We start from the raw sequence: 21,647 nt of genomic DNA, 5'->3' as shown, positions 1-21,647 counted from the left end.
AATCAACACTCGTGCCCACCTATTCTTATGCGTGCTCCGACTGCGGCCACGCTTTCGACATCTACCAGTCGTTCACCGACGATGCGCTGACCACCTGCCCCACCTGCCAGGGCACGCTGCGCAAGAAGTTCAACAGCGTCGGCGTCGTGTTCAAGGGATCCGGCTTCTACCGCAACGACTCCCGTGCCGATTCGAAGACCGGCTCGCGCGGCGCGGCCGGCTCCACCTCCGCGAGCGGGTCGAACGGGACCAGCGCGACCAGCGGATCGAACGGGACGAGCGGGTCGAACGGGTCCGCCGCGGCGAGCACGAGCGCCCCGAGCAGCACGTCGGCGAGCGGGTCCTCCTCGGCGGCCTCGGGGTCGGCCGGCGCGTAGCCGCCCTCCCCCACCGGCCCCGTCGTCCCCAAGCAGCCCCGCGGTCCCCAAGCAGCCCCGCCGTCCCCAAGGAGCCCCGTCGTCCACAGGGCGGCCGTGGACCAAGGCCCCCGCGGCGTGGCGGGGCTAGCGTCGCGGGCATGAGATCGATCCGGTGGCGCGCACTCCTGTGGCGGTGGCGGGTCGTGCTCGCGGCGGGTCTCCTCGCCCTCGCCGGTCTCCTCGTGCTGCAGGACCTGCGGCCCGCGCCCCCGCCGGGCGAGGCGGTGCTCGTGGCCGCGGTCGACCTGCCCGCGGGACACGAGATCGCCGCGCGCGAGCTGCGCACCGTCCACTGGCCCGAGGCACCGAGCCGGACCCTCGCCGTCGAGGATGCGACGGGCTCCCGGACCACGGTCGCGGTGCCCGCCGGGATGCCGCTCGTGCCCTCGCTCGTCACGGGTCCGGGGCTGGCGGCCGCGGCTCCACCCGGCACGGTGGTCGTGCCGATCCACGTGGCCGATCCGGCCGTGCTCACCCTGATCCGCCCCGGCGACCGGGTCGACCTCTACCAGGCGCCGACCGATTCGGGTGCGCTCGAGGGCGAGTCCCGCCTCATCGCCCGCGGGGCCCTCGTACTCGCCCTTCCCTCGGCCGCGGAGAGCACGGGCCTCCTCGGGGTTCCCGCGGCTACGGTCGACTCGTCCGTCATCGTCGCCGCGATCGACGCGGAACGCGCTAGCGTGCTCACAGGCGCCGCGGGGCTGGCGCCGTTCCGGGTGGTCCTGGCTCCGTAGCGGTGGCAGCCGCGGACGGTCGACCGCTCGTCCCCCACACACACAAGGAGACGTCATGCTGCAGGGCTTCAAGGACTTCATCAGCCGCGGAAACGCCATCGAGATGGCCGTCGGGATCATCATCGGCGCGGCATTCGGCTCCGTCGTCACGGCCCTCGTGGAGCAGGTGATCAACCCGTTCATCGGCTGGATCTTCGGGCAGCCGAACCTCGACCGGATCTGGGTCATCACCACGACCGACTCCGAGATCCTTGTCGGATCCGTGCTCACGGCGCTGGTCAACTTCCTGCTCATCGCGCTCGCGGTCTACCTGGCGATCATCGTGCCGATGAACAAGCTCGCCGAGCGCCGCGCCCGGGGCACGGAGCCGGAGCCCGAGCCGCTGTCCGAGGACCTGCAGCTCCTCACCGAGATCCGCGACCTCCTCGCCGAGCGACGCGTGGGCTGAGCGCACCCGCAATCGAGCACGCGCACCCGGAACGAAGCCCAGCCGGGCTCGCTCAGCCGGGCTCGAGGCTCAGCCGGGCTCGCCCAGCCGGGCTTGCAGGGCCGCGCTCGGGGCAGCTCAGCCCCAGTGGGGCGGCTTCTCCCGCAGGATCCGCTCGTCGTCGGCGCTCGTGGGGATGGCCGCCTCTCCCTGCCAGTCCGCCTCGGCGAACTCCGGATCCTCCGTGCCGGGGCGCACGGCCCGCCGCGATCGCTTCGTCACCGGCTCACCCTCGAGTCCCTCGAGGGTGGGCTGGTGGGCCACGGGCCTCCGCCCGCCCCCGGACTCGCGGGACGCATCGGCCCCACTGGACTCCTCTGACTCCTCGGACACGTCGGACACGTCGGACTCCTCCACCCCGTCGGACTCCTGGGACTGACCGGACTCACCCGGTTCATCGGGTTCATGAGGTTCATGGAGTTCACCCGGTTCATCGGACTCACCGGGTTCATGGGGTTCATGGGGTTCACCCGGTTCACCGGTCTGCTGCGACGCACCGGATCTGTCAGATCCATCAGGTCCATCAGATCCATCAGGTCCGTCGGAAGCGTCGGATTCGGCGGCCACGGCGACCCCGACTCGGGCCACGGCCGCGGTGAGCACCGAGGTCACGTGGGCGCTCCGGCGGGTCAGCCCGAGCTCGGCCCGGAGCTCGGCCACGTACTGCTCGGCCACCCGGTCTCGGCCGTCGGAGGCGAGCCAGGCGACCATCGCGTCGAGCTGGTCGTCGCTGTAGCCGCTCACCGGCAGGCCCGGCGTGACCGGCGGCCGCTCGGAGCGGATCCCGGGCGTGACGATCCGCGGGATGGACGCGGTGGTCGTGCCGGCGATCCGCTCCCCGCGGGCGCTCACGCGCACCGGGGACGGCGCCCGGGAACGCGCGGCGGCCGGGTCCGGCGCCGTCACGGGCACCTCCGCGTCGTCGTCGGCGAACTCCGCCGGCACCTCGATCCCGGAGATCGGCTGCCCGAGCGAGCCTTCCGGTCCGGTGGTCACGCCCCGCTCGGTCAGGATCGCCGTGACCTCCTCGGCGATCCGCACCGCCTCGCCCTGGGGATCCATGAACAGCGCCGAGGAGAACACGGCGTGCACGCGCCACCCGCGGGCGGTGAGCCGGTCCACCCAGTGCCGATCACGGCGCCGCAGGCTCGGTTCGGCCACGTAGTCGTGGTCGTCCGTCACGATCGCCACGAGCAGTTCGCCCGGCAGGCTCGGGTGTCCGATCGCGAGCGGGATCCGCACGCCGCCCGGCACCCCGTACCGGGGTACGACCGTGAGGCCGAGCCGCCACAGCCGCTCGGCGAGGTCGACGAGCAGCCGGTCCGGGGACCGTTCCTCCGCCGCCGCGGCATCCGCCGGCTCCCCTGGGTCCGCGGGGTTAGCGGGGTTCGCGGGGTCCGCGGGCTCCGCGGGCACGGCCGCCGCCCCCACCCGGCCCGCCTCGGCGAAGACCAACAGGTCGCGCAACATGATCGCCCCGGGGGAACGCAGCCGCTGCGGATCGAGTTCGTCCCCGCTCATGCAGGCCACGACGGTCAGCCGGCGCCGGCACGCGTCGATCGCGTCGACGAGCAGCCCCGCGCCGTCGGCGCCGCTGACCGCGCCGAAGCGGTGCAGGATGCGCCCGTGCGGGGTCTTCCCGAAGCCGACCGAGAGGATCACGGAATCGCGCCGGAGCCCGGCCGCCGACTCGACGCTCACGACCGAGAACGCCTCGGGAGCGGCCGGATCGAAGAATGCGGCCACGGCGGGGGAATCGGCCGCGGTGAGCGCGATCGCCTCCCGCACCCGGTCCGCGTGGCGGGTATTGAGCGCGACCACGGCGAGCGACTCCTCCGGCCGCGTGAGCGCGTGGTCGATCACGAGGTCGACCACCCGGTCCACCTCCGCCTGCACGCTCTCGACCACGTCGCTGCCCGGGGCGGGCATGCCGCTCCCGGCCACCACGTGCAGGCCGATGCGCGCGGGCCGCGGCGGGCTCGGCACGGGCTGCACGACGTCCGCGTACCCGTGCGCTGCGAGGAACTCGGCGATCTCGCTGTCCCGGTCCACCCGGTCGGCCGGCAGGTCCACCCGCGGCAGCGTCGCGAGCGCGGCGAGGGCGGGGGCGCCCCGCCTGCGGGCGTCGCCGGCCACCACGATCTGACGGCCGCGGGCGAGCGCGGGGATGAGCTGTTCGACGCCGAGGTGAGCGACGGCGTCCAGAATCACCAGATCCACGCACCGGCCCCCCGGAAGCACCTGCGGCACGACCATCGGCGGCACGATCCAGATCGGGCGCGGCGCCCAGGCGATCCGGTCGAAGCGGTCGGTGAGCGTGCGCAGGTCCGCCTCGCCGCGCTTGACCGACCGGTAGAACTCCTGCGCCGCGCCCCGATCGGCGTCGATCGCCGCGCGCACGTGCTCGGCGTGCGCCCGCAGGATCGGGTCCCGCAGGCTCTCCGCCTGGGACCGGTCGAGGCTGCGGAGCTCGGTGAGGGAGCGTTGGAGCGCCGCCGACTCGAGGCCGACCATCGCCGGGTCGTCCGAGAGCATCTCCTCGAGCACGCTCGACCACCACGCGAGGTCGAACTCGGCGCCGACGAGCGAGGTCGCGACCCGGCGAGCCGTGAGATCGTCCACGAGGTCCCCGAGGCCGGCCGCGGCGAGGGTCGCGAGTGCGGACGCCTGCTGCGGCAGCCGTTCGAGGGTCGCCTCGTCGGCGGCGAGCCGAGTGAACTTCGAGATCAGGTCGCCGAGCGGCACGTCGACGAGGGCCCGCTCGCCCACGGTCGGGCGCAGCACCGGGTCGAGCGCCTCGAGGTCGGTCCGGAGCGTCGCGCTCGTGGCCGTGATGGCGGCCATCGCCTCGGGCAGCCGCGGCCAGCCACCGCCGGAACACTGCTCGCGCCACTGTTCGTGCCGTCGCGCCGCGTCGGCGAGCTCGGCGTGCAGGTCCTCGACCGCCACGCCCGGGCGCACGAGGTCCCGCGCCTGCTTGCGCAGCCGCCGCCGGACCCCCGAACTCAGGGTCGAGCCGTGCTCCTCGCGCCATTGCCTGGTCGCCGTGGCGGCGACCATGTCCGCCGCGGACCGCTCGAACACCTCGGGCAGGAACACGTCGAGAGACTGCCGGATGCCGTCGAGCAGGTCGAGCTGGCGGGCCCAGTCGGCGAGGGTGCGGGCCTCGTCGAGGCCGGTCTGGGCCGCCGCGGTGGCGGCCTGGTCGCGGAGCACCGGCAGCGTGCGGACGACGTCGCGCACCGCGGCCATCGTCTCCTCCGCCTCGCGGGTGGATCGCAGGCGCGCCCCGTACCACGGGGTGTCCGAGGCCCGGAGGCGGAACGCGCCGAGCTCGGCCGCCTCGATGACCGCGGCTCGCATCCGCGCCCGCGCGGCGTCGTCGAGGGAGCGCACGGCGCTCGAGCTCAGTCGCACCTGGGTGCGCGGGCCGGGCCGCTTCGACGTGAGCTCGGCGAGCGCCTGCAGCGCGTGATAGGCGGAGGACTGCCACGGGTCCCGGGGCGTGTGCAGGGCCGCGATGAAGCCGCCGAGGGTGGCGCGGACGCCGCGGAGCCGCTCACGGGTGCCCGCGAGTTCGGGGTCGTTGTCCGGCACCGGCGGATTGAGGCCGTCGATCAGCCGGGTCGCGGCCTGCTTGCGCCAGCTCGCATCGTTGCTCAGGTCGAGGGCCAGGTCGCTCAGGCCGACCCCGCGCAGGGCGTCCATCGTGGCGGCCCCGGCGCGGTGGGTGCCCGGCACGTAGAGCACCCGCTGGCCGGCCGCCGTGGCCTGGGCCATGAGGGCCGCGATCGTTCCCGGAACGTCCGCCCCCGGCGGGGTGTCGATGAACAGGTGCCCACCCCCGGCGACGGCGTCGAGCACGCGGTGCTGGCCGGGGGCGAGGTCGCCGACGCCGCGCTCCTGGTCCGGGTCCGGATCGCTCAGCCGCACCGCCGGCAGCGGCCGGGTGCGCGCGTGCAGCGGTTCGGGGTCCCCGGCGAGGGCCCGCACCACCTCGTGACCGGCCAGGTCGTCGGCCTGGGCGTCGAGGTCGTCGGCGAGCGCCTGTCCCGGGTGGATGAAGGTGCCGAGCACGATCCGCGACTCGAGGTCGAATTGCGGCAGGGCCCGGCCGAGGGCGGCGATCGTGTCGAGTGCGGGGCGCGGGCTGAAGCCGTGATCGCGGTTCGTGGACTCCACGAGCCCGGCCGGGTCGATGTCGACCCCGTGGGCGCGCAGCGCCCGCACGAGCACCGCGTTGACCTCGACCTGCGGGTCCAGTTCGAGTTCGATGTCGGCGCTGCCGGGCACCGTGAGGGTCCGCACGGGCCGCAGCAGCACGGGCAGGTGCACCATCCGTCCGGGCATCGGGCTCGGGTCGAAGTCCGGGGGCACGGGCGCACCCGGTTCGGGCATGAACCAGCTCGCCACCCCCATCGCGACATAGGTGGGGGCCACGCCGAAACGCTGGGCCAGATCCTCGGCGCGGGCGGCCACGATCCGGGTGTGCCGGCGCACCTGGGTCAGGGCCGACCCCTCGCGGGCGAGGTTGCTCAGCCGCGTGCGGCGTCCCGCGAAGAGCTGTGCGATCCCCGACGGGTGCGCCGCCGTGAGTTCCACGAGCGCGTCTCCGAGGGTGTCGATATCCCACAACGCCGACCCGCCCGCGAGCTCGAGCAGTTCCGAACGCCATGTGTCGATCGTGGCTGCGACCCGCTCGGCGGGTGTGGACGGCGCCGCCGGGCGCACGCTCTCGGACTCGGCCGGCCCCGGCTCGCCACCGGTCGCGGCCCCGTCCTCGCCGCCGGTCGCGGCGACGCGGACCTCGGTTCCGGACGGGTCGCCTGCGGGTATCGGTCCGGTGGCCGGTCCGGTGTCCCCCTCGGTGCCCGCGGGAGTGTCGGGACCGGCGTCCGGGTGGGGGGTGCTCGATTCCTCGGGCCGGCCGAGGGAACCGAGGGGGTCGGTCTGCGCCGCGGGCCGAGCGGGCCCGTCGCCGGCGTCCCCCAAGGCCGGTGCGGCCGCTGTGCCCGCCGTGTCGGCACGGTCGGCCGTCTCGGAAGCGGGTTGCCCCTCGGTGCCCACGTCGGTTCCGGAGCGGCGGCCCAGGCGCCAGCGCGAACGGGGCTGGCGCGGGCCCTTGGTCGGGCGAACGGGAGGGGTCACCCACCCACGCTAACCAATCCCGTCGCGCCCGGGCCGATGACCCGCCGACCGGGCACCGAACCCGGCCCTGAAACCGGCCCGAACCCGGCCGCGAACCGGCCCCGAGTGCACCGCCTCCGGGTGCCACGTCACCGGGCCGGGACGAACGCCCCCGCACGACCGGGAGTCAGTGGGGCTCGGCCAGCACGTCGGCGAGGGTGTCCATGACCCGGTGCAGTTCGGGCTCGGTGATGACGAGCGGCGGGGCGAGCCGGAGCGTGTGATCGTGGGTCTCCTTGACGAGCACCCCGCGCCCGGCCATCCGCTCGGCCACCGCCCGCCCGGACAGGTGCGGCACGTCGACCCCGAGCCAGAGGCCGCGGCTGCGCACTCCGGCGAGGAGGCCGGCCTCGAGCAGTTCGGCCGCCCGGGCGGCGAGCACCCGGCCGAGCACCCGGGCACGTTCCTGGAACTCGCCGGTCGCGAGGAGCTCCGCCACGGCGATGCCGACCGCCGCGGCCATCGGGTTGCCGCCGAAGGTCGACCCGTGCACGCCCGGGGTCATGACCGCCATGATGTCCTCCCGGCCGAGGGCCGCCGAGGAGGGGATGATCCCGCCGGAGAGCGCCTTGCCGATCGCGGTGAGGTCGGCCCGCACGCCCACGTTGTCCTGGTCGAGCGTCGCCCCGGTGCGCCCGAGGCCCGACTGCACCTCGTCGCACATGAGCAGCGCGCCGGCCGCCTCGCACGCGCGGCGCACCCGGACGAGGTAGTCGGTGGGCGGGATGATCACGCCGGCCTCGCCCTGGATCGGCTCGAGGAGCACGCCGGCGGTGGCGGGGGTGATCGCGGCGGCGACCGCGTCGGCGTCCCCGTACGGCACGATCACGAAGCCCGGCGTGTACGGACCGAACCCGCCGCGCGCCTCCGGATCGGTCGAGGCGGAGACGACCGTGGTGGTGCGGCCGTGGAACGCGCCGGCGGCGACGATGATCTCGGCCCGGCCGGGCGGCACGCCCTTGACCTCGTAGGCCCATTTCCGGGCGGTCTTGATGAGCGTCTCCACGGCCTCGGCGCCGGTGTTCATCGGCAGCATGACGTCGAATCCGGTCAGGTCGGTGATCCGGTCGGCGAATGCCTCGAGCCGGTCGTGGCCCACCGCGCGGGAGGTGAGGGTGAGCCGGCCCAGCTGGGCGGCCACCGCCTCGACGAGTACCGGGTGGCGGTGGCCGAAGTTGAGGGCGGAATAGGCGGCTATGCAGTCGATATAACGGACGCCGGAGGTGTCCGTCACGTAGATCCCCTCGCCGTGGGCGAGGGTCACCGGCAGCGGCTCGTAGTTGTGTGCGAGCGAGGTCATCGGCGCAGCTCCAGGGTGCAGCACTTGGCCCCGCCGCCGCCCTTGAGCAGTTCGGAGGTGTCCACGGGGATCGGCTCGAGGCCGCGTTCGGCGAACTGGGCGGCGAGGCGGGTGGCCCGCGGGGCGACGACCACGTGCTCCCCGTCGCTCACCGCGTTGAGCCCGAGCACGGCGGCGTCCGCCTCGCCCGCGATGATCGCGTCCGGGAACAGGTGCTCGAGCACGGCCCGGCTGCCCGGGGTGAAGGCCGGCGGGTAGTAGGCGATGAGGTCGCCGGTCAGCACCGCCAGGGCGGTGTCGAGGTGGTAGTAGCGCGGGTTCACGAGCTCGAGCGTGATCACCGGCCGGCCGATCGCCTCCTGCAGTTCCCGGTGGGCGGCGGGCTCGCTCCGGAAGCCGGTGCCGGCGAGCACGTAGGTGCCGGTGAAGAGCATGTCGCCCTCGCCCTCGTTGACGAACTCCGCCGCGGCCGGGGCGAATCCCAGGTCCGCGAGGCGCGTGAGGTAGGCGGGGGCCTCGGGCCGGCGCTGCTCGTAGCGGAAGTTCGCGGCGTAGGCGACGCCGTCGACGACCGTCGCCCCGTTGGCCGCGTAGACCATGTCCGGGCAGCCCGGCAGGGGGTCGATGAGTTCGACCGTGTGGCCGAGGTCGAGGTAGGTCGAGCGCAGCCGCTCCCACTGCTCGATCGCCAGGGCGGTCGCGGTGGGCCGGGCCGAATCCATCCACGGATTGATCTCGTAGCAGACCGTGTAGTGGGTGGGACGGCACATGAGGTAGTCGCGCACGCTGCCTTCTTTCCGGCCGGTGGGCCATACGGATCGCACTCTGCGGCGGTAGCGCCATTGTCACACCGGCCGCCTCGCCCACGCAGGAGATCGGCGGGGCGGCCGGGCGTCACGGGCAGCCGGGCCCTCGGGGCCGCCGGCCTCGGGCGAGGATCCGGCGGGCACGCCGCAGCGCGAGGGCGACCATGAGCCCGCCGCCCCGGGTAAGCAGCGCGCCGCCGGTGCGCCGCCCCCAGACGGAGGCGTGGATCGACTCGGTCCAGCGCACCTCGCAGGCGGTTTCGCCCGCCGGGACCACCTCGATACTCGCCCACCCGAGGAGCATCGGCCCGGTCTTGGAGAACGTCGCCCGGCCCACGGGGCCGCCCGGGCCGGCGGGCTCAGCGGGCCGCTCCACCCGCGTGACCACCATGACGTCGCGCAGGAGCCCGAGCGTCACGGCGGTCACGACGTCCCCCACCGCGGCGGGCCTGGTCGGTGCCGCCACCCGGGTCAGCGGGATGAGTCGGCCGTGGTGGGTCAGGGTCGTGAGCCAGTCGAAGACCTCGCCGGCGGGAGCCTCGATGCGGATCCGTGCACCGCGTTCCATCGACCGTCCTCCCGATCCTCGCCGCTACCGGAACCGGCGGCCCTGATCGCGGCGGAACAGCCACAGCGCGAGCGCGATGGTGCCGGCGATCCAGGCGGCCAGCCCGAGCCACGACCACGCGGGCAGCGCCTCCCCGGTGGCGGCCCAGATGACCAGCTCACGGGCCTGCCGGGAGGGGAAGAACGTCGAGAGCGTCTCGAGCCAGTGCGGGAACATGAGCGGCGGCAGGAACAGCCCGCCGGCGAACGCGAAGCCGAACATGATCACCTGCACCACCGCGATCGCGGCCTTCGAGGGCATCGAGTACCCGATCGCGATCCCGATGAGCATGAACGGCAGCGACGAGACCGAGATCGCCACGAGCCCGCCGACGATCCCGAGCAGCGAGGCATCGGCCGCGGTGAAGACCGCCCCGACCACCACGACCGGCACGATCGAGGCGAGCCCGAGCATCCCGGTGGAGAGGATGTGCGCGAGCACCCGCGCCCCGCCGGGTGCGGGCAGCGTGCGAAGATACGGGTCCCACGGCTTCTCGCGGTCCTCGGCGATCGAGATGCCGAAGCTGAACAGGCTGTTGGCCATGACGGCGAAGACGGCCAGGGAGATGACGGCCTGGGTGGCGAAGAGCGGGTTGTCCGCCACCTCGCGCTGCGGCACCACGAAGAACAGCAGCGCGAGCGCCGGGAAGACCATCGTGCCGATGATCGCGATCGGGATCCGGAACGTCTCGATGAGCCCGTACCGGGCGTGCAGCAGCGCGAGCCGCACCGGCGAGGGGCCGGCGGACGGGCGCGGCCCCGCGCTCGGGGCGGTGGTGGAGGTGGTGGAGGTGGTCGAGGTCATGAGTGAGCCTTTGCGGTGAGGGTGAGGAACGCCTCTTCCAAGGTGGCCCCGCGGATGGTCAGGTCGTGGAAGTCTGCGCCGGAGCCGACGATCGCGCGGGTCGCGGCATCGGCGTCGTCGGTGTAGAAGGTCGTGGCGCCGTCGGCGCCCGCGCGGGAGTCGACGATCTGCGGCAGCGCCGCGATCGTCGCGGTGTCCGCGGCGTCCGCGGTACGGAGCGTGAGCATGCGCAGCCCGACGCGATCGCGAACGGAGGCGACGTCGTCGTCGATCAGCACCCGACCCGAATCGATCACGACGACCCGGCGGGCGAGCGCCTCGATCTCCTCGAGGTAGTGGCTCGTGACCACCACGGTCGCGCCGCGCTCGTGCTGGCGCCGGACGGCCTCCCACAGGGCGTGGCGGGCCTCGACGTCGAGCCCGGTGGTGGGCTCGTCGAGGAGCACGAGCCGGGGCCGGGACACGAATGCGAGCGCCACCGACACGCGCCGCTTCTGGCCGCCGGAGAGTGCGCCCGTCTGCCGCCGCAACAGGTCGGTCAGCCCGAATTCCGCGGCGAGCTCGTCGCGCGGCACGGGGTCGGGGAAGTGCCCGGCGACGAAGTCGATCACCTCCCCCACCCGCAGCGTCGGCGGCAGGGCGGTCTCCTGCGGGGTGGATCCGAGCCGGCGTCGGGCGCGCCAGTCGCGCGGATCGGCTCCGAAGAGTTCGACCGTGCCCGAACTCGGGGCGCGCAGCCCCTGGACGAGGCCGAGCAGGGTCGTCTTGCCGGCGCCGTTCGGGCCGAGCATGCCCACGAGCGTGCCGGGCTCGATCGTCAGGTCCACGGAATCGAGGGCGGTCACGTCGCCGAAGGTCTTGGTCACGCCGGTGAGGCGGGCGAGGGTCATGATGGGTCTCCCAGCAGTTCGCGGAGGGTGTGGGTGTAGTCCTCGAACGCGCGGCGTCCGCGGGTGGTGAGCTCGATGTAGGTCGCGGGTGTGCGCCCCTCGAAGGTCTTGGTCGGGGACACGTAGCCGGCGTCCTCGAGCTTGCGCAGGTGCGTGGAGAGGTTGCCGGCGGTCATGTCGAGCAGGCCCTGCAGCCGCGGGAACGACATCTGATCGCCGGCCGGCAGGGCCGCGAGCGTGGCGGTGATGCGCAGCCGGGCGGTCGCGTGGATCACCGGGTCGAGCTCGCTCATCGCTCCTCGCTCTCGCGGGGACGACGCAGCTCCCCCCGGGCGGGATCGCGACCGTTCCGGCGCAGCCTGGCGATGGTCACGAGCGCGGCCACGCCGAAAGCGATGCCGGCGATCGCCATGACCCCGTAGGTGCCGGGGACTCCCGCGAACGGAGCGATCGCCGCGGCCGCGAGGAGCACGGTGCCGAGCACGAGCTGGCTGCGGTAGTGCCACAGCGCCGCCCCGAACAGGTACATCGCCCCGGCCACGACCGCGTAGGCGGAGGGGAAGTAGAGGGCCGAGACCTCCCAGCCTCCCTTCTCGGCCAGAACGGACCCGAGCACGCCGACCGCGGTCGACAGTCCCGCCCAGGACCAGCCGTAGATGCCGCCCTGGAACGAGGAGAGGCCTCGCACGCCGCGTCCCATCCTGGTGCCGATGAGGATGCTGGCCAGGATCGAGGAGCCGATGAGGACGCCGAAGGTCCATCCCGCCGCGACCGTGGACACGCGGAACCAGGGGTTTCCGCCGTCGTAGGCGGACCAGAGCAGCAGGTAGCCGACGAACCAGGCCACGGCCCAGATCGAGTACAGCCAGGCCACCGGGCGCAGATGAAGACCGTCGACGGCGTGTTGTTGCGCGTCGATGAGCGCGAGCATCCGCTGCGGGTCGAGCGCGTGATCGCCGTCCGGGTCGGGGCGCGCAGGCCCGCCGGATCCGGGTGGGCGTGGGGGCGTGTTCGACATGACAACTTTGTATCACAAAGTGCTTTGTGTGCGCTACGGCTCGAGCGTGGCGACGCGCCCTCAGCCCCGGCCGGCGCGAGGGACCCGGTCGGCGTCACCGGTGCGGTGCCGACTCGTGACACAATGTCCCCGGCCATATCCGGCCGCCCGCCCCCGTAGCTCAGGGGATAGAGCAACCGCCTCCTAAGCGGTAGGTCGCGCGTTCGAATCGCGCCGGGGGCGCCCACCGGAGCAACGATCCGGATCGTTGCTACAGCGGCAGGTGCAGCAACCGGTGTAGCAACCGAGGTCACACAATCCGGCGCTGGATGGTGGGTGCCGGCAGCCGCTGCCAGACCTCGACGAGGTGGCGCGTGACCTCGAGTTCCTTGGCGATGGCGCCGGGGTGTGGGTTGAGTCTCTCCGCGAGCGCGTACTCGGCGGGTGAGATGAGCAGGCGTGCGGCGTAGGCGTCGGCCTGGCGCTCGTCGCGCAGTTGGTCGTGGTCGCGGGTCCAGTCGTGCCCGTGCCACCAGTGCCCCATCTCGTGGGCGAGGGTGCACCGTTGCACGATCGCCGGCTTGCGTGGATTGAGCCTGACGAGGCCGCCGGAGGTGAGTTCGCCGTTCCGGCGGCCGAGGTCGCGCCACATGACGCGCAGCCCAAGCGAGGCGGCTTGGCTGATGAGGTCGTCCAACTTCTCAGGGCTCCCGCTGTCGATCTTCGATCTCTTGGTCGTAGTCCGTGTCGGACGCGGCGAGCATATAGCCCTCGGCCGACATCCGGGCGTCGGCCCGGTCGACGAGGATCGCGGCCGCGATGCCGATCGCTTCGGCTGCCTCGTAGAGCACCGGCACGGGCATGGGGCGGGTACCGGTGAGGTACCGGTGCAGTGTCGCTCGGTCGATTTCCATCAGGCGCGCGAGGCCCGAGACGGAGATGTTCCGCATCGATGCTTCGCCTCTGATCTGCTCGCCTACGTAGCGGGAGAACTCCTCGCCGAGGCGTCGGTTTGTAGCCATACGGCTCAGTGTATACTCATCCTCGCCACAGTTTCATGCCAACTGGACACGGGATCCGGCTTGTATAGGGTCGCTCGGCCCGTTACTGTGGCCGTATGGCTACATACCCCGATAGCGGAACGCACCGCTCAGATCGTCTCCCAGGCGATGGTGAACGCCGGCATCTCCCGCCAGCAGCTCGCCGAGATCACTCCCGTGCCATACAGCACCCTCGTCCGCCGACTCCGCGGCGAACAGCCCTTCGACCTCGACGAGATCTTCTACATCGCCCGCGCCCTCGGCGTCCGCCCGAGCAGCCTCCTCGCTGACGAGCTCACCGACGCGAAGATCCCGGCGGCCTGATAGGCAACCGCGCCTCCTCACCCCCGATGAAGCGGCCGCCTACCTCGCCATCTCGCCCCGCACCCTCCGCACGCTCGCCGCCCGCGGGGACATCGGCCGCCGCTACCTCGGCTCCTCCCCCAGGTACGAGCGCACGGACCTCGACGCCTACGTCGACTCCCTCCCCGAAACCCGCGACGACAACTAAAGCGGGAACACTCCAACGCCCCGCTGAGAGGTGCCGTCCTCGGCTTGGAGGACGTCTAGGACCATCCGGACCGCACGCTCGCGGACCTCGCTGGAGTACTTGTGTGGTGCAGGCATGATGTGAAGTCCCTTTCCGTGGCTTCAATGCCTCCATCATCCCCGGGGCGAGACACACTGCCTTCTGCAGGCCGTCCGGGCGGACGGTGCGGATGCGGACGGCCTGAGGCGTTCTATTGGACGGAGATTGTGACCGTGTTCGACCGGCTCCCGGTGGGGTACGTGGATGGTGACCAGTCTGGTGCTCGCTGGCTCGGTGTCCCGCATGCTAGCCCCAGCATCGGCTACCCGCGCCCCTAGCCCCACACGACTCGGTGACCGGCTATACCTAGTCCATGGACAACATGAAGCGGTTCCTTGAACTCACAGTCGAATACGCTGCTGCGAAGCAGGCGTCACAGGTCTCGCGTTCGACTCCGTTGGAGCGGACGCCGGATCTGGTCGCCGCTGAAGCTGCCGACCTGTTTGAAGTCATGGTGGCGGGGACATCAGCTCCGAAGTAGATGCCTCGTCCCGGTCCGGCTCGTCGGCGAGTGGGACGGCACCACGGTGCAACCACTCACCTGACCGCGCGGACGCGACGGCGCCGCGTCCACCTAGAGGTGGGCGGGGCGCCGATTTGTCATGCCCACCGCAACTTAGAGCGCGCCCGCAAAGGCACCACAGGCGCAATGTCGTCCCCGGCGCCCGACTCAGTATCTCCCATCCACCGCCGGAGTCGCTTGGGTGCGACACCCAGGCTGGTTGACGCGCGCGGAATCGGGCTCGTCGGATAAGCCCGTTGCAATGCCTGCCTGAACAAGGCCGGGCGTTCTGCGACAACCTCGACGGGCTCGGCGGTGCGCCACCCGCGGGAATTGAGCTGAATCTGCAGGATTCGGGCACGTTGGGGAGTGATCGCGCCAAGCTCGCGTGCGCCCATAATGGTCGATCCCACGGAGACCCCGTACTCGGCTTTGAGTTCCAGGTAGTCCCGGAACGTTGACCGCTCATCAATTCGATCGAGAAGCACGGCTGAGGGCAGAAGAAGTGCCCTCGCGAAACGGAAGGCCCTCCGCTCCTGCGGGCTCCTGGTCGCGCAGCTGATCGACGCAGCCTCCCGATCCAGGACTAGGTGTGCGAACTCATGAGCGAGTGTCATGCGCTGCGCGTCCCCTCGTGCAATCGGCGCTGTGGCGATCAAGGGACGTCGATTCTGCGCGGTTGGCATAGTAATTCCTGAAAGGTCCATCGGGTCGCAGGCGTGCTCGGGATCATCCAGATCTGTCACGACACCGATGCCGAGACGCTCGACAAGTCGGACTACATTCCTCACCGGCGCGGCCGGGCTCAAGCCCGCAAGCACCCGCACAGCCTCAGCCGCCCGCTCCGGGGTGGTGCGGTCGATCGCCTCAACTAGCGTGAATTCGTGGTAACCAGAAGCCTCGCTGACTGCTGCAAATATCCGAGCGGCCTCTCTGTAGAACGAGGCAACTCGGTCACGCTCTGCAGCTTTCATCGACGCCTTACGGCGGTATGCAGTCGGCCCCAATGGCACGGGGTTCGAAGGGATCTTGAAGAAGGACAGGGGTTCCCCGAAGGCTTCGCTTGCAGCGAGTGCTGACGCCATCGACAGAGGCGCGGTGCCTCGCTCCAACTTCGACAGGTGACCTTGCGCGACTCCAATCCGCGCGCCGAGCTCAGCCTGAGTGAGTCCGTACATTCGGCGGAGCGTAAGAAGGCGTTCACCGTTGAAAAGCTCAGGCATCGTGACTGCCCTCGATGTAAACATCGAACAGATCTTCGCCTTCGTCGGAGCCGTCGAACCGCTCGAAGTTGTACTCGACAGACTCTCGCAAGAGTGGCAGTTCAAAATCACACGCCACCCGTCCGCTGTACTGGCCGGTCGTTAGGGTGCGCACAACCCGCAGGCTCGGCTCCGCCTGGCTCATGCTGAGAAGCAGCAACAGGTCTCGATCAGGAATCAGAGCGCCCTGCCAGAATTGTTCGCGCTTAGCCCACGCTGCCTGGCGAGCCTGGTTGCTTCCGGCGTGTGGTATGCCGTTGGCGTTAGCTCGGTTCTCCGAGAGCAGACGTAGCGAAGCCCGCTCCTTCACGTGGGTGAAGATGACCTGTCCGCTCAGGCGAGGGTTGCCGCCCAGCGTCCAGCCAGGCGGTAGAACCCCGTCAGGTTCTGTCGTGCGGCGGAACTCCGCGCGGCGATAGTGGCTGAACAGGTGCGGATACTCGCTACCGTCAAACGGGAGCACCGCCTCTGCTGCCGCCACGGCGTCGTCTAGCAAGGGGTAGAGCACGGGGGCGAGCGTCGCCGCCTCCCGCACGAAGAACTGGCGCGTTTCATTGTCGAGCATATTATGCATCCTGGACGATCCATGCATATTTTGTCAACCGATGAAACATCGTGGCGCGTCGCGGTCACCGAGCAAGCCCACGGCCCTCGTGCGCGACCCGCACTCGGTTCGCTCCACGAGACGGAGCAGATCCCCCGCGGCCGGCGGTGCCGCGGGTTCGAACCAGCCTCGGCATCTGGTGAAGTAGTCCGGGTCCCGGACAAGGAAGCGCTCCCGCTCACCTGATGGCGGGCGGAAGCGCTTCGTGCACTCGTTGAGGACGTCGGTGGGAGCGTCTGGTGTGCGACGAGGCCGCTATCCTCGGGCGCCGGCGGGTGCATGCGAGCACGGTACCTCGGTCATCAGAGCGGCCCCGGACCGAAGCCCGGGACCGCCGCGGCGAACCGTGATCTTTGAGGGAATCCATGCCCGCCGTGGGGGCGATAGTAGCCGGGATCTGCTCGCCTGTCTGGCGAATGGGGGCAGGATGTCACGCCGAGTCGAGCAGCCGCCCGAGCGCACCCATCGCTGCGACTGCCTCAGCCGCCGCCACGTGGGTGTATCCCTGGGTGACGGTCGCTGAGGCGTGCCCGAGGATCTGCATCCGCACCTGTTCCGGCACGCCGAGCTCGTGCAGCAGGGTCGCCGTCGTGTGCCGCGCCGAGTGCAGCGGCAGATCAGGAAGGTCGGCGGCGGCGAGCGCGTCCTTCCATGCCTGCCAGTCCTGCCGCGGCGGGATCGCTGCGCCGTCGGCCCGGACGAGGACGAGGTCGTGCTCGTGGGGCCGGTAGTGGTCGCGCCGGTACAGCTTGAGCGCCTCGGCGAGCACCGGGGCCATGGGCACTTCCCGCCAGCCCTTCCGGGACTTCGGCCGGAGCAGGTGGAGCCCTCCGCGCACTTGGATGATCTCGTGGCCGGCCGGGTAGTCGAACCTGCGGGCGGGGCAGTCCGCGCCGCGCTTACGGCCACAGGCTGGTTCGCACCCGTGGGTGTAGGTGAGGGCCTGGAGTTGCCAGGAGACGGTGATGATGCCGCGGTCCTGGTCGATCGCGCCCCAGGTGAGTCCGAGCCTCTCCCCCTGCCTCATGCCGGTCAGGAGCGCGAGCGACAGGCTCAACGCCAGGTGCGGGTCCGTGCGGTGCTGGTAGAGCAGCGAGGCGGCCTGCTGGGCGCCCAGGTGGGGCCGGGTGACGACGGCAAGCGGCGGCGGCGAGACGAGCGTGGCGACGTTGCGGGTGACGATGCCTTGCCGTTGGGCGTCGGTGAGTGCCTTGCGCAGGGTGCGGTGCGCCTGGTTCGCGGTTGAGGTCGAGAGCCGACGGGTGTCGGTGATGTAGTCGTGCATTCGGTGCACGTCGGCCGGGGTGAGCCGGTCGAGCCGGATCTTACCGATCGATGGGTCGATGTAGTTGCGGATCGCGGTCCGGTAGGCGCTGGCGGCCTTCGGCTTCAAGGTGGCGAGGTGGCGGCCGTCCCACTGCTCAAGCCACTCCGAGAGCCGCGGCGACGAGGTGGGCATGTCGCCGGCTCGGTCGAGCTCGGCGCGGAGCTCGCGGAGCTTGCCGATGACGACGTTGCGGGACTTGGAGGTGACGGTGCGGCGTCGGGCCTTGCCGGTGAGCGGGTCTGGCGGGAGGGACACGGAGGCGGCCCAGAGCCCATCGGCGCGTTGGTAGATGGAGCCTTCTCCGTTGCCGCGTTTGGTCCTGGCCATGGCCGTCCTCCGGGTCCGCGCTGTCTGGTGTAGCAACCACTGTAGCAACACATATATCGGCGCAGACCGGCGAGTGCCGCCCCAGAGTGGCTCGTTCCGGCGATTTAGAGCCGTTCTCGTTGGTCCCATCCTATTGGGCCTACCGCCTCCCAAGCGGTAGGTCGCGCGTTCGAATCGCGCCGGGGGCGCCCACCGGAGCAACGGTCTAGATCGTCGCGACGGCGCCACGTGCGACAACCCGGACAGCAACGCCTCGTATCACGCACCAACAGCAGCCGGGCATACCGATCGCTGCGAGACGGCCACGGCGCCAACCCACCTCACGGCAGGGCTAGGCGCACAGTTCTCGGCCGGGCGCCGGTTCTCAGGCCCGCGTCAACGAGGGAGTGTTCATGCTCGTTCCACCGGAGGCGGAACGCAGCGAGACGAAGCCGCTCACACTCGGGCGGATCTGGCGCAGCAGGTCGACCACGTCGGAGTGCACGTGGAACTCGGTGCACAAGGTGGTGTACGGAATATCCGCGTCGAGGCCAAGCACCTCCACTCCGACGGCGATCCCGTTCATATCGAGGTCCACCATCACGTCTTCGGTGACCTCTCGGGTCTCGACGACGGTCTCGGTCGACAACCGGATGTAGGCGGCGTCGGCATCCTGGTCAACTGCGATGGCGATACTCACGGGTCCTCTCCAGGCAACAGACTCTACGACCAGGATCTCACGCTCGGATGGCCACACTACCCAGACCTTGAGTTCACGTTCGCCGAACCGTCGTTGGAACAGTCGGCTCTTCTTGGGCGTGTCAGCCTGCTGGTCCGGCGACTCCAACGTCTGCGCAACGGCGTGCTCACTAACCGAACGCATCATCATACGTTCGAGCGCATGTCGCGTCAGCCGGTATCGCACGTTCTCACCCGTGACGACTTCAAACTTGAGCGCTCTCACATGCTCACCATCCACCGCAACGTCGACCGTATACAGGCCAGTAGCCGTCAGCGAGACGGAGAGCTGCGCCGCGAAGAGCACGCCGCGACGGCCGTCGTACACACGTCCGCCGTGGGCGTCGATCGGCCCCGAGACCTGGATCCTCCATGCGCCGTTCGGCGCGCGTGCAGTGATGCCGAGGTCGAAGTGATCCACTTCTTCAGCCACCCGGACTCGGCCCGCGACGCAGAGGAGGCGCTCGACCGGGAGATGGGGAACCTGAACGTGAGTTCAGCTGGCTCCGACAGCCGTCAAGCGCCCACCCTCGATCGCGGCATAGTCCGCGAGGTACGCATAGTCGAGATCCGCCATGTATGCCCTCCTGCCCTTCTCTGTGAACGAGATGCTATCCGTGACCGGCACCGCATGGAGATGGTTCCACCACCGCCCGGGCACGGCACCGGCCGACGTCGCGGTCGCCGCCGTGGACATCGTGACCACCGACGTGCCCCGGCGGCACGGGTCTCGGTAGGTTGGCGGGGTGACCACCGCCTTCACCCGACTCGACGACCGCAGCCGGCGGTCCTCCTGGCTGGTCTGGCTCGTGGGGATCGGCGTGTACTTCCTCGCGGTGCTGCACCGATCCTCCCTCGGGGTCGCCGGCCCCGACGCGGTCGAGCGCTGGAACATCTCGGCCACCGAGTTGGGCACGTTCGTCATGGTCCAGCTCGGAATGTACGCCCTCATGCAGGTGCCCTCGGGCCTGGCGATCGACCGCTGGGGAGCCCGGAAGGTGCTGCTCACCGCGACCCTCATCCTCGGCACCGCCCAGCTCCTGTTCGCGATCGCCCCGAACTATCCGCTCGCCCTCGGCGCGCGCGCACTGCTCGGCCTCGGCGACTCCGCCGTGTTCATCGCGGTCCTGCGGCTGGCGGCGATGTGGTTCCCGAAGCGCCGGTACGCGATCCTCACGATGGCCACCGGGCTGGCCGGGATGGCGGGCAACCTCGCCGCGACCGTGCCGCTCGTGCTCGCGCTGGACGAGTTCGGCTGGACCCGCACGTTCCTGTTCACGGGCGGGATCTCGATCGTGTACTCGCTGCTGCTGCTGCGGCCGGCCGTGTCCGCGCCGTATCGCGAGCTGCCACCGGCCCCCGAGCCCGGAGCCACCACGGCGACCCCGTCGGCACTGCGGGAGGCCGCGGGGAACGTGCGCTCCTCCTGGGCGCGCCGGGAGACCCGGCTCGGATTCTGGACCCATCAGGGCACGATGACCGCGGGCGTGGTCGTCTCCCTCGTCTGGGGCTATCCGTACCTGACCGAGGGGCTCGGCTACTCCGCCGAGGCCGCAGCCTCGCAGCTGTCGATCTACGTGGTGGCGAACCTCGTGGCCAGCTTCGTCATCGGCCCGCTCGCCGGACGCCGCCCCAGCTGGCGCACCCCGATGGGACTGGGGATCTCGGCCGCCTGCGTGCTCGCCGTCGCCGTGCTCGCGGCCTGGCCCGGCGGGCGCCCGCCGGCCTCGGTCGTGACCCTCGTGTTCGTCGTGCTCGCCCTCGGCGGACCCGCCTCGCAGATCGGCTTCCACCTCGCCCGCGACTACAACCCGGCCGTGCGGATCTCGACCGCGACCGGGCTGGTCAACGCCGGCGGGTTCACCGGCGCGATGATCGCCTCCCTGACCGTCGGCGTCGTGCTCGACGTCAGTTCCGCGGGCTCGGCCACCACGATCCACGACTACCGCTGGGCCATGGCCTCGATCGCGGCGATCGGAGCGATCTCCACGCTCGCGATGCTCGGCTCCCTCATGGGCGTGCGCGCCGGCGTGCTCGCGCGCATGTCCGAGGGCGTGGACGTCGTGGTCCCACTGACCGAACGCTCGTGGGACCGCGGCTACCGGCGGATCCTCCGGTCCCGCTGATCCCGCCGCCGAGCGGGAGGACGACGCAACTCGCCTCAGGCGCCCTGTGCCGGCTTCCTGCGGGCGTCGATGCTGCGCCGGAGTGCCTCCATGAGGTCGATCACGGTGCCCCCGTCCTCGGTCTCGGCCGCGACCTCACCGAACGTGGCCGCCGTGTCCACGGACTCCCCCGCCGTGAGCTTCGCGTCGATGAGCGTGCGCAGCTCCACCTGGTAGGTGTCCTCGTAGGAATCGGCGTCGAAGTCGCCGCGCAACTGATCCACCAGGTCGGCGGCCAGCCCGAGTTCCCGCTCGGAGACCCTCGCCTCCTCCGGCGGGTCGACCTCCCGCAACTCGTCCGGCCAGATCATCGCCTGGAGCACGAGCACCCCCTCGTGCACCCGCAGCACCCCGAGGTTCGTGCGCTGTCGCAGCGCGAACGTGACGACCGCCGTCACGTCGGAGCTCTCGAGCGTGCGCCGCAGCAGCGTGTACGCCTTGGCCGCCTTCGGATCCGGGGAGAGGTAGTAGCTGCTCGACAGGGTGATCGGCTCGATCTGGGCGCTCGGGACGAACTGCACGACCTCGATCTCCCGGCGCTGGGCCGCGGGCAGTGAGCCCAGGTCCTCGGCCGCGAGCACGACGGTCTTCTCGCCGTCGTCGTACGCACGGTCGATGTGGGCGTACTCGACCTTGTCGCCGCACACCTCGCAGCGCCGCTCGTAGCGGATCCGCCCGCCGTCGCGATCGTGCACCTGGTGCAGGTGCACGTCGTGGTCGGACGTCGCCGCGTAGGCCTTGACCGGCACGTTGACGAGGCCGAAGGCGATGGCACCACTCCAGATGGCCCTCATGCATCCCCATTGAAACACCGCCCGGGCCCGGCCAGAAGGGGGTGGGCGCCGCCGGCGCCCACATTCCGCGAGGGCCCGGCTCACGCCCT

At 71.2% G+C, this 21,647-nt stretch carries 22 protein-coding genes, 2 tRNA genes and 1 pseudogene; 9 read left to right on the top strand and 16 right to left on the bottom strand.

Features of this window, described 5'->3' with window-relative positions:
* Window positions 1-11: 11 nt before the first annotated feature.
* Window positions 12-104: pseudogene (locus GCE65_RS16985) on the top strand (FmdB family zinc ribbon protein); the annotation flags it as partial.
* 62 nt (window positions 105-166) lie between these two features.
* On the opposite strand, the gene GCE65_RS16980 reads toward GCE65_RS16985, so the two are convergent.
* Window positions 167-391, bottom strand: coding sequence for a hypothetical protein (locus GCE65_RS16980; RefSeq protein WP_370460233.1), 225 nt, complete (start codon window positions 389-391; stop codon window positions 167-169).
* Between the two features lie 126 nt (window positions 392-517).
* On the opposite strand from GCE65_RS16980, the gene GCE65_RS02915 reads away from it, so the two are divergent.
* On the top strand, window positions 518-1,153 hold the full coding sequence (locus tag GCE65_RS02915) for an RcpC/CpaB family pilus assembly protein (RefSeq protein WP_153877323.1): 636 nt from the start codon (window positions 518-520) through the stop codon (window positions 1,151-1,153).
* 55 nt (window positions 1,154-1,208) lie between these two features.
* Complete coding sequence (gene mscL / locus GCE65_RS02910) at window positions 1,209-1,601, top strand: large conductance mechanosensitive channel protein MscL (protein WP_153877322.1); 393 nt, start codon at window positions 1,209-1,211, stop codon at window positions 1,599-1,601.
* Between the two features lie 117 nt (window positions 1,602-1,718).
* On the opposite strand, the gene GCE65_RS02905 is transcribed toward mscL, so the two are convergent.
* The 8 genes from GCE65_RS02905 to GCE65_RS02870 all read right to left on the bottom strand — a co-directional run bounded on the left by GCE65_RS02905 (window position 1,719) and on the right by GCE65_RS02870 (window position 12,252).
* The gene (locus GCE65_RS02905; protein ID WP_153877321.1) at window positions 1,719-6,788 is read right to left on the bottom strand and encodes a hypothetical protein; all 5,070 of its coding nucleotides are present in this window, start codon (window positions 6,786-6,788) and stop codon (window positions 1,719-1,721) included.
* Between the two features lie 166 nt (window positions 6,789-6,954).
* A complete protein-coding gene (rocD, locus tag GCE65_RS02900) occupies window positions 6,955-8,127 on the bottom strand; it encodes an ornithine--oxo-acid transaminase (RefSeq protein WP_153877320.1) in 1,173 nt (390 codons plus the stop codon).
* Window positions 8,124-8,897, bottom strand: a complete 774-nt coding sequence (gene ddaH, locus GCE65_RS02895) for a dimethylargininase (RefSeq protein WP_153879135.1) — start codon at window positions 8,895-8,897, stop codon at window positions 8,124-8,126. The genes rocD and ddaH overlap by 4 nt, the downstream gene beginning before the upstream one ends.
* A gap of 124 nt (window positions 8,898-9,021) precedes the next feature.
* Window positions 9,022-9,501 carry an SRPBCC family protein gene (locus GCE65_RS02890; RefSeq protein WP_152817404.1) on the bottom strand — a complete coding sequence of 160 codons (480 nt, stop codon included), beginning with the start codon at window positions 9,499-9,501 and terminating at the stop codon, window positions 9,022-9,024.
* A 24-nt stretch (window positions 9,502-9,525) separates the two neighbouring features.
* On the bottom strand, window positions 9,526-10,344 hold the full coding sequence (locus GCE65_RS02885; RefSeq protein WP_152817403.1) for an ABC transporter permease: 819 nt from the start codon (window positions 10,342-10,344) through the stop codon (window positions 9,526-9,528).
* Window positions 10,341-11,234 (bottom strand): ABC transporter ATP-binding protein, encoded by an 894-nt coding sequence (locus GCE65_RS02880; RefSeq protein WP_153877319.1) that lies wholly within the window; start codon window positions 11,232-11,234, stop codon window positions 10,341-10,343. The genes GCE65_RS02885 and GCE65_RS02880 overlap by 4 nt, the downstream gene beginning before the upstream one ends.
* Window positions 11,231-11,527, bottom strand: coding sequence for a transcriptional regulator (locus GCE65_RS02875; protein WP_153877318.1), 297 nt, complete (start codon window positions 11,525-11,527; stop codon window positions 11,231-11,233). Before GCE65_RS02875 ends, GCE65_RS02880 begins: the two co-directional genes overlap by 4 nt.
* The gene (locus GCE65_RS02870) at window positions 11,524-12,252 is read right to left on the bottom strand and encodes a hypothetical protein (RefSeq protein ID WP_153877317.1); all 729 of its coding nucleotides are present in this window, start codon (window positions 12,250-12,252) and stop codon (window positions 11,524-11,526) included. The genes GCE65_RS02875 and GCE65_RS02870 overlap by 4 nt, the downstream gene beginning before the upstream one ends.
* Before the next feature lie 149 nt (window positions 12,253-12,401).
* On the opposite strand from GCE65_RS02870, the gene GCE65_RS02865 reads away from it, so the two are divergent.
* Window positions 12,402-12,474 (top strand) — tRNA-Arg (locus GCE65_RS02865).
* Between the two features lie 67 nt (window positions 12,475-12,541).
* Here GCE65_RS02865 and GCE65_RS02860 read toward each other — a convergent pair.
* Window positions 12,542-12,928, bottom strand: a complete 387-nt coding sequence (locus GCE65_RS02860) for an ImmA/IrrE family metallo-endopeptidase (RefSeq protein ID WP_228760082.1) — start codon at window positions 12,926-12,928, stop codon at window positions 12,542-12,544.
* 4 nt (window positions 12,929-12,932) lie between these two features.
* Window positions 12,933-13,253 (bottom strand): hypothetical protein, encoded by a 321-nt coding sequence (locus GCE65_RS16195; RefSeq protein WP_194928802.1) that lies wholly within the window; start codon window positions 13,251-13,253, stop codon window positions 12,933-12,935.
* Window positions 13,254-13,340: 87 nt separating this feature from the next.
* On the opposite strand from GCE65_RS16195, the gene GCE65_RS16190 reads away from it, so the two are divergent.
* The 3 genes from GCE65_RS16190 (at window position 13,341) to GCE65_RS02845 (ending at window position 14,341) form a co-directional block, all read left to right on the top strand.
* Window positions 13,341-13,595: a helix-turn-helix transcriptional regulator gene (locus GCE65_RS16190; protein ID WP_228760081.1), complete on the top strand. Its 255-nt coding sequence runs from the start codon at window positions 13,341-13,343 to the stop codon at window positions 13,593-13,595.
* On the top strand, window positions 13,558-13,782 hold the full coding sequence (locus tag GCE65_RS16975; protein ID WP_153879134.1) for a helix-turn-helix domain-containing protein: 225 nt from the start codon (window positions 13,558-13,560) through the stop codon (window positions 13,780-13,782). Before GCE65_RS16190 ends, GCE65_RS16975 begins: the two co-directional genes overlap by 38 nt.
* 391 nt (window positions 13,783-14,173) lie before the next feature.
* On the top strand, window positions 14,174-14,341 hold the full coding sequence (locus GCE65_RS02845; RefSeq protein WP_153877314.1) for a hypothetical protein: 168 nt from the start codon (window positions 14,174-14,176) through the stop codon (window positions 14,339-14,341).
* A gap of 119 nt (window positions 14,342-14,460) precedes the next feature.
* On the opposite strand, the gene GCE65_RS02840 is transcribed toward GCE65_RS02845, so the two are convergent.
* The 3 genes from GCE65_RS02840 to GCE65_RS02830 form a co-directional block, all read right to left on the bottom strand.
* The gene (locus GCE65_RS02840; RefSeq protein WP_194928800.1) at window positions 14,461-15,540 is read right to left on the bottom strand and encodes an ImmA/IrrE family metallo-endopeptidase; all 1,080 of its coding nucleotides are present in this window, start codon (window positions 15,538-15,540) and stop codon (window positions 14,461-14,463) included.
* Window positions 15,541-15,577: 37 nt separating this feature from the next.
* Window positions 15,578-16,189: a hypothetical protein gene (locus tag GCE65_RS02835; RefSeq protein WP_153877312.1), complete on the bottom strand. Its 612-nt coding sequence runs from the start codon at window positions 16,187-16,189 to the stop codon at window positions 15,578-15,580.
* Between the two features lie 469 nt (window positions 16,190-16,658).
* Window positions 16,659-17,882, bottom strand: a complete 1,224-nt coding sequence (locus GCE65_RS02830) for a tyrosine-type recombinase/integrase (protein ID WP_194928799.1) — start codon at window positions 17,880-17,882, stop codon at window positions 16,659-16,661.
* A gap of 109 nt (window positions 17,883-17,991) precedes the next feature.
* Between GCE65_RS02830 and GCE65_RS02825 the strand changes: the two genes are divergently transcribed.
* A tRNA-Ser gene (locus GCE65_RS02825) sits at window positions 17,992-18,070 on the top strand.
* A 176-nt stretch (window positions 18,071-18,246) separates the two neighbouring features.
* Here GCE65_RS02825 and GCE65_RS02820 read toward each other — a convergent pair.
* Window positions 18,247-19,032 carry a DUF2283 domain-containing protein gene (locus tag GCE65_RS02820; protein WP_153877310.1) on the bottom strand — a complete coding sequence of 262 codons (786 nt, stop codon included), beginning with the start codon at window positions 19,030-19,032 and terminating at the stop codon, window positions 18,247-18,249.
* A gap of 313 nt (window positions 19,033-19,345) precedes the next feature.
* Between GCE65_RS02820 and GCE65_RS02815 the strand changes: the two genes are divergently transcribed.
* Window positions 19,346-20,725 (top strand): nitrate/nitrite transporter, encoded by a 1,380-nt coding sequence (locus GCE65_RS02815; RefSeq protein WP_153877309.1) that lies wholly within the window; start codon window positions 19,346-19,348, stop codon window positions 20,723-20,725.
* A gap of 35 nt (window positions 20,726-20,760) precedes the next feature.
* On the opposite strand, the gene GCE65_RS02810 is transcribed toward GCE65_RS02815, so the two are convergent.
* Complete coding sequence (locus GCE65_RS02810) at window positions 20,761-21,558, bottom strand: Ku protein (RefSeq protein ID WP_152817397.1); 798 nt, start codon at window positions 21,556-21,558, stop codon at window positions 20,761-20,763.
* Window positions 21,559-21,647 lie beyond the last annotated feature (89 nt).

This window comes from Pseudactinotalea sp. HY158, from assembly GCF_009660225.1.
Lineage (GTDB): Bacteria > Actinomycetota > Actinomycetes > Actinomycetales > Beutenbergiaceae > HY158.
The sequence above is the reverse complement of the archived record's forward strand: the minus strand, read 5'-3'. Positions and strand labels throughout refer to the sequence as shown.

Bases quoted from the DNA above. Each gene is read 5' to 3' on its own strand.
- GCE65_RS02915 (WP_153877323.1), top strand. From the start codon at position 518: ATGAGATCGATCCGGTGGCGCGCACTCCTGTGGCGGTGGCGGGTCGTG.
- mscL (WP_153877322.1), top strand. From the start codon at position 1,209: ATGCTGCAGGGCTTCAAGGACTTCATCAGCCGCGGAAACGCCATCGAG.
- rocD (WP_153877320.1), bottom strand. From the start codon at position 8,127: ATGACCTCGCTCGCACACAACTACGAGCCGCTGCCGGTGACCCTCGCC.
- ddaH (WP_153879135.1), bottom strand. From the start codon at position 8,897: ATGTGCCGTCCCACCCACTACACGGTCTGCTACGAGATCAATCCGTGG.
- GCE65_RS02890 (WP_152817404.1), bottom strand. From the start codon at position 9,501: ATGGAACGCGGTGCACGGATCCGCATCGAGGCTCCCGCCGGCGAGGTC.
- GCE65_RS02885 (WP_152817403.1), bottom strand. From the start codon at position 10,344: ATGACCTCGACCACCTCCACCACCTCCACCACCGCCCCGAGCGCGGGG.
- GCE65_RS02880 (WP_153877319.1), bottom strand. From the start codon at position 11,234: ATGACCCTCGCCCGCCTCACCGGCGTGACCAAGACCTTCGGCGACGTG.
- GCE65_RS02875 (WP_153877318.1), bottom strand. From the start codon at position 11,527: ATGAGCGAGCTCGACCCGGTGATCCACGCGACCGCCCGGCTGCGCATC.
- GCE65_RS02870 (WP_153877317.1), bottom strand. From the start codon at position 12,252: ATGTCGAACACGCCCCCACGCCCACCCGGATCCGGCGGGCCTGCGCGC.
- GCE65_RS16195 (WP_194928802.1), bottom strand. From the start codon at position 13,253: ATGGCTACAAACCGACGCCTCGGCGAGGAGTTCTCCCGCTACGTAGGC.
- GCE65_RS02845 (WP_153877314.1), top strand. From the start codon at position 14,174: ATGGACAACATGAAGCGGTTCCTTGAACTCACAGTCGAATACGCTGCT.
- GCE65_RS02840 (WP_194928800.1), bottom strand. From the start codon at position 15,540: ATGTACGGACTCACTCAGGCTGAGCTCGGCGCGCGGATTGGAGTCGCG.
- GCE65_RS02835 (WP_153877312.1), bottom strand. From the start codon at position 16,189: ATGCTCGACAATGAAACGCGCCAGTTCTTCGTGCGGGAGGCGGCGACG.
- GCE65_RS02830 (WP_194928799.1), bottom strand. From the start codon at position 17,882: ATGGCCAGGACCAAACGCGGCAACGGAGAAGGCTCCATCTACCAACGC.
- GCE65_RS02810 (WP_152817397.1), bottom strand. From the start codon at position 21,558: ATGAGGGCCATCTGGAGTGGTGCCATCGCCTTCGGCCTCGTCAACGTG.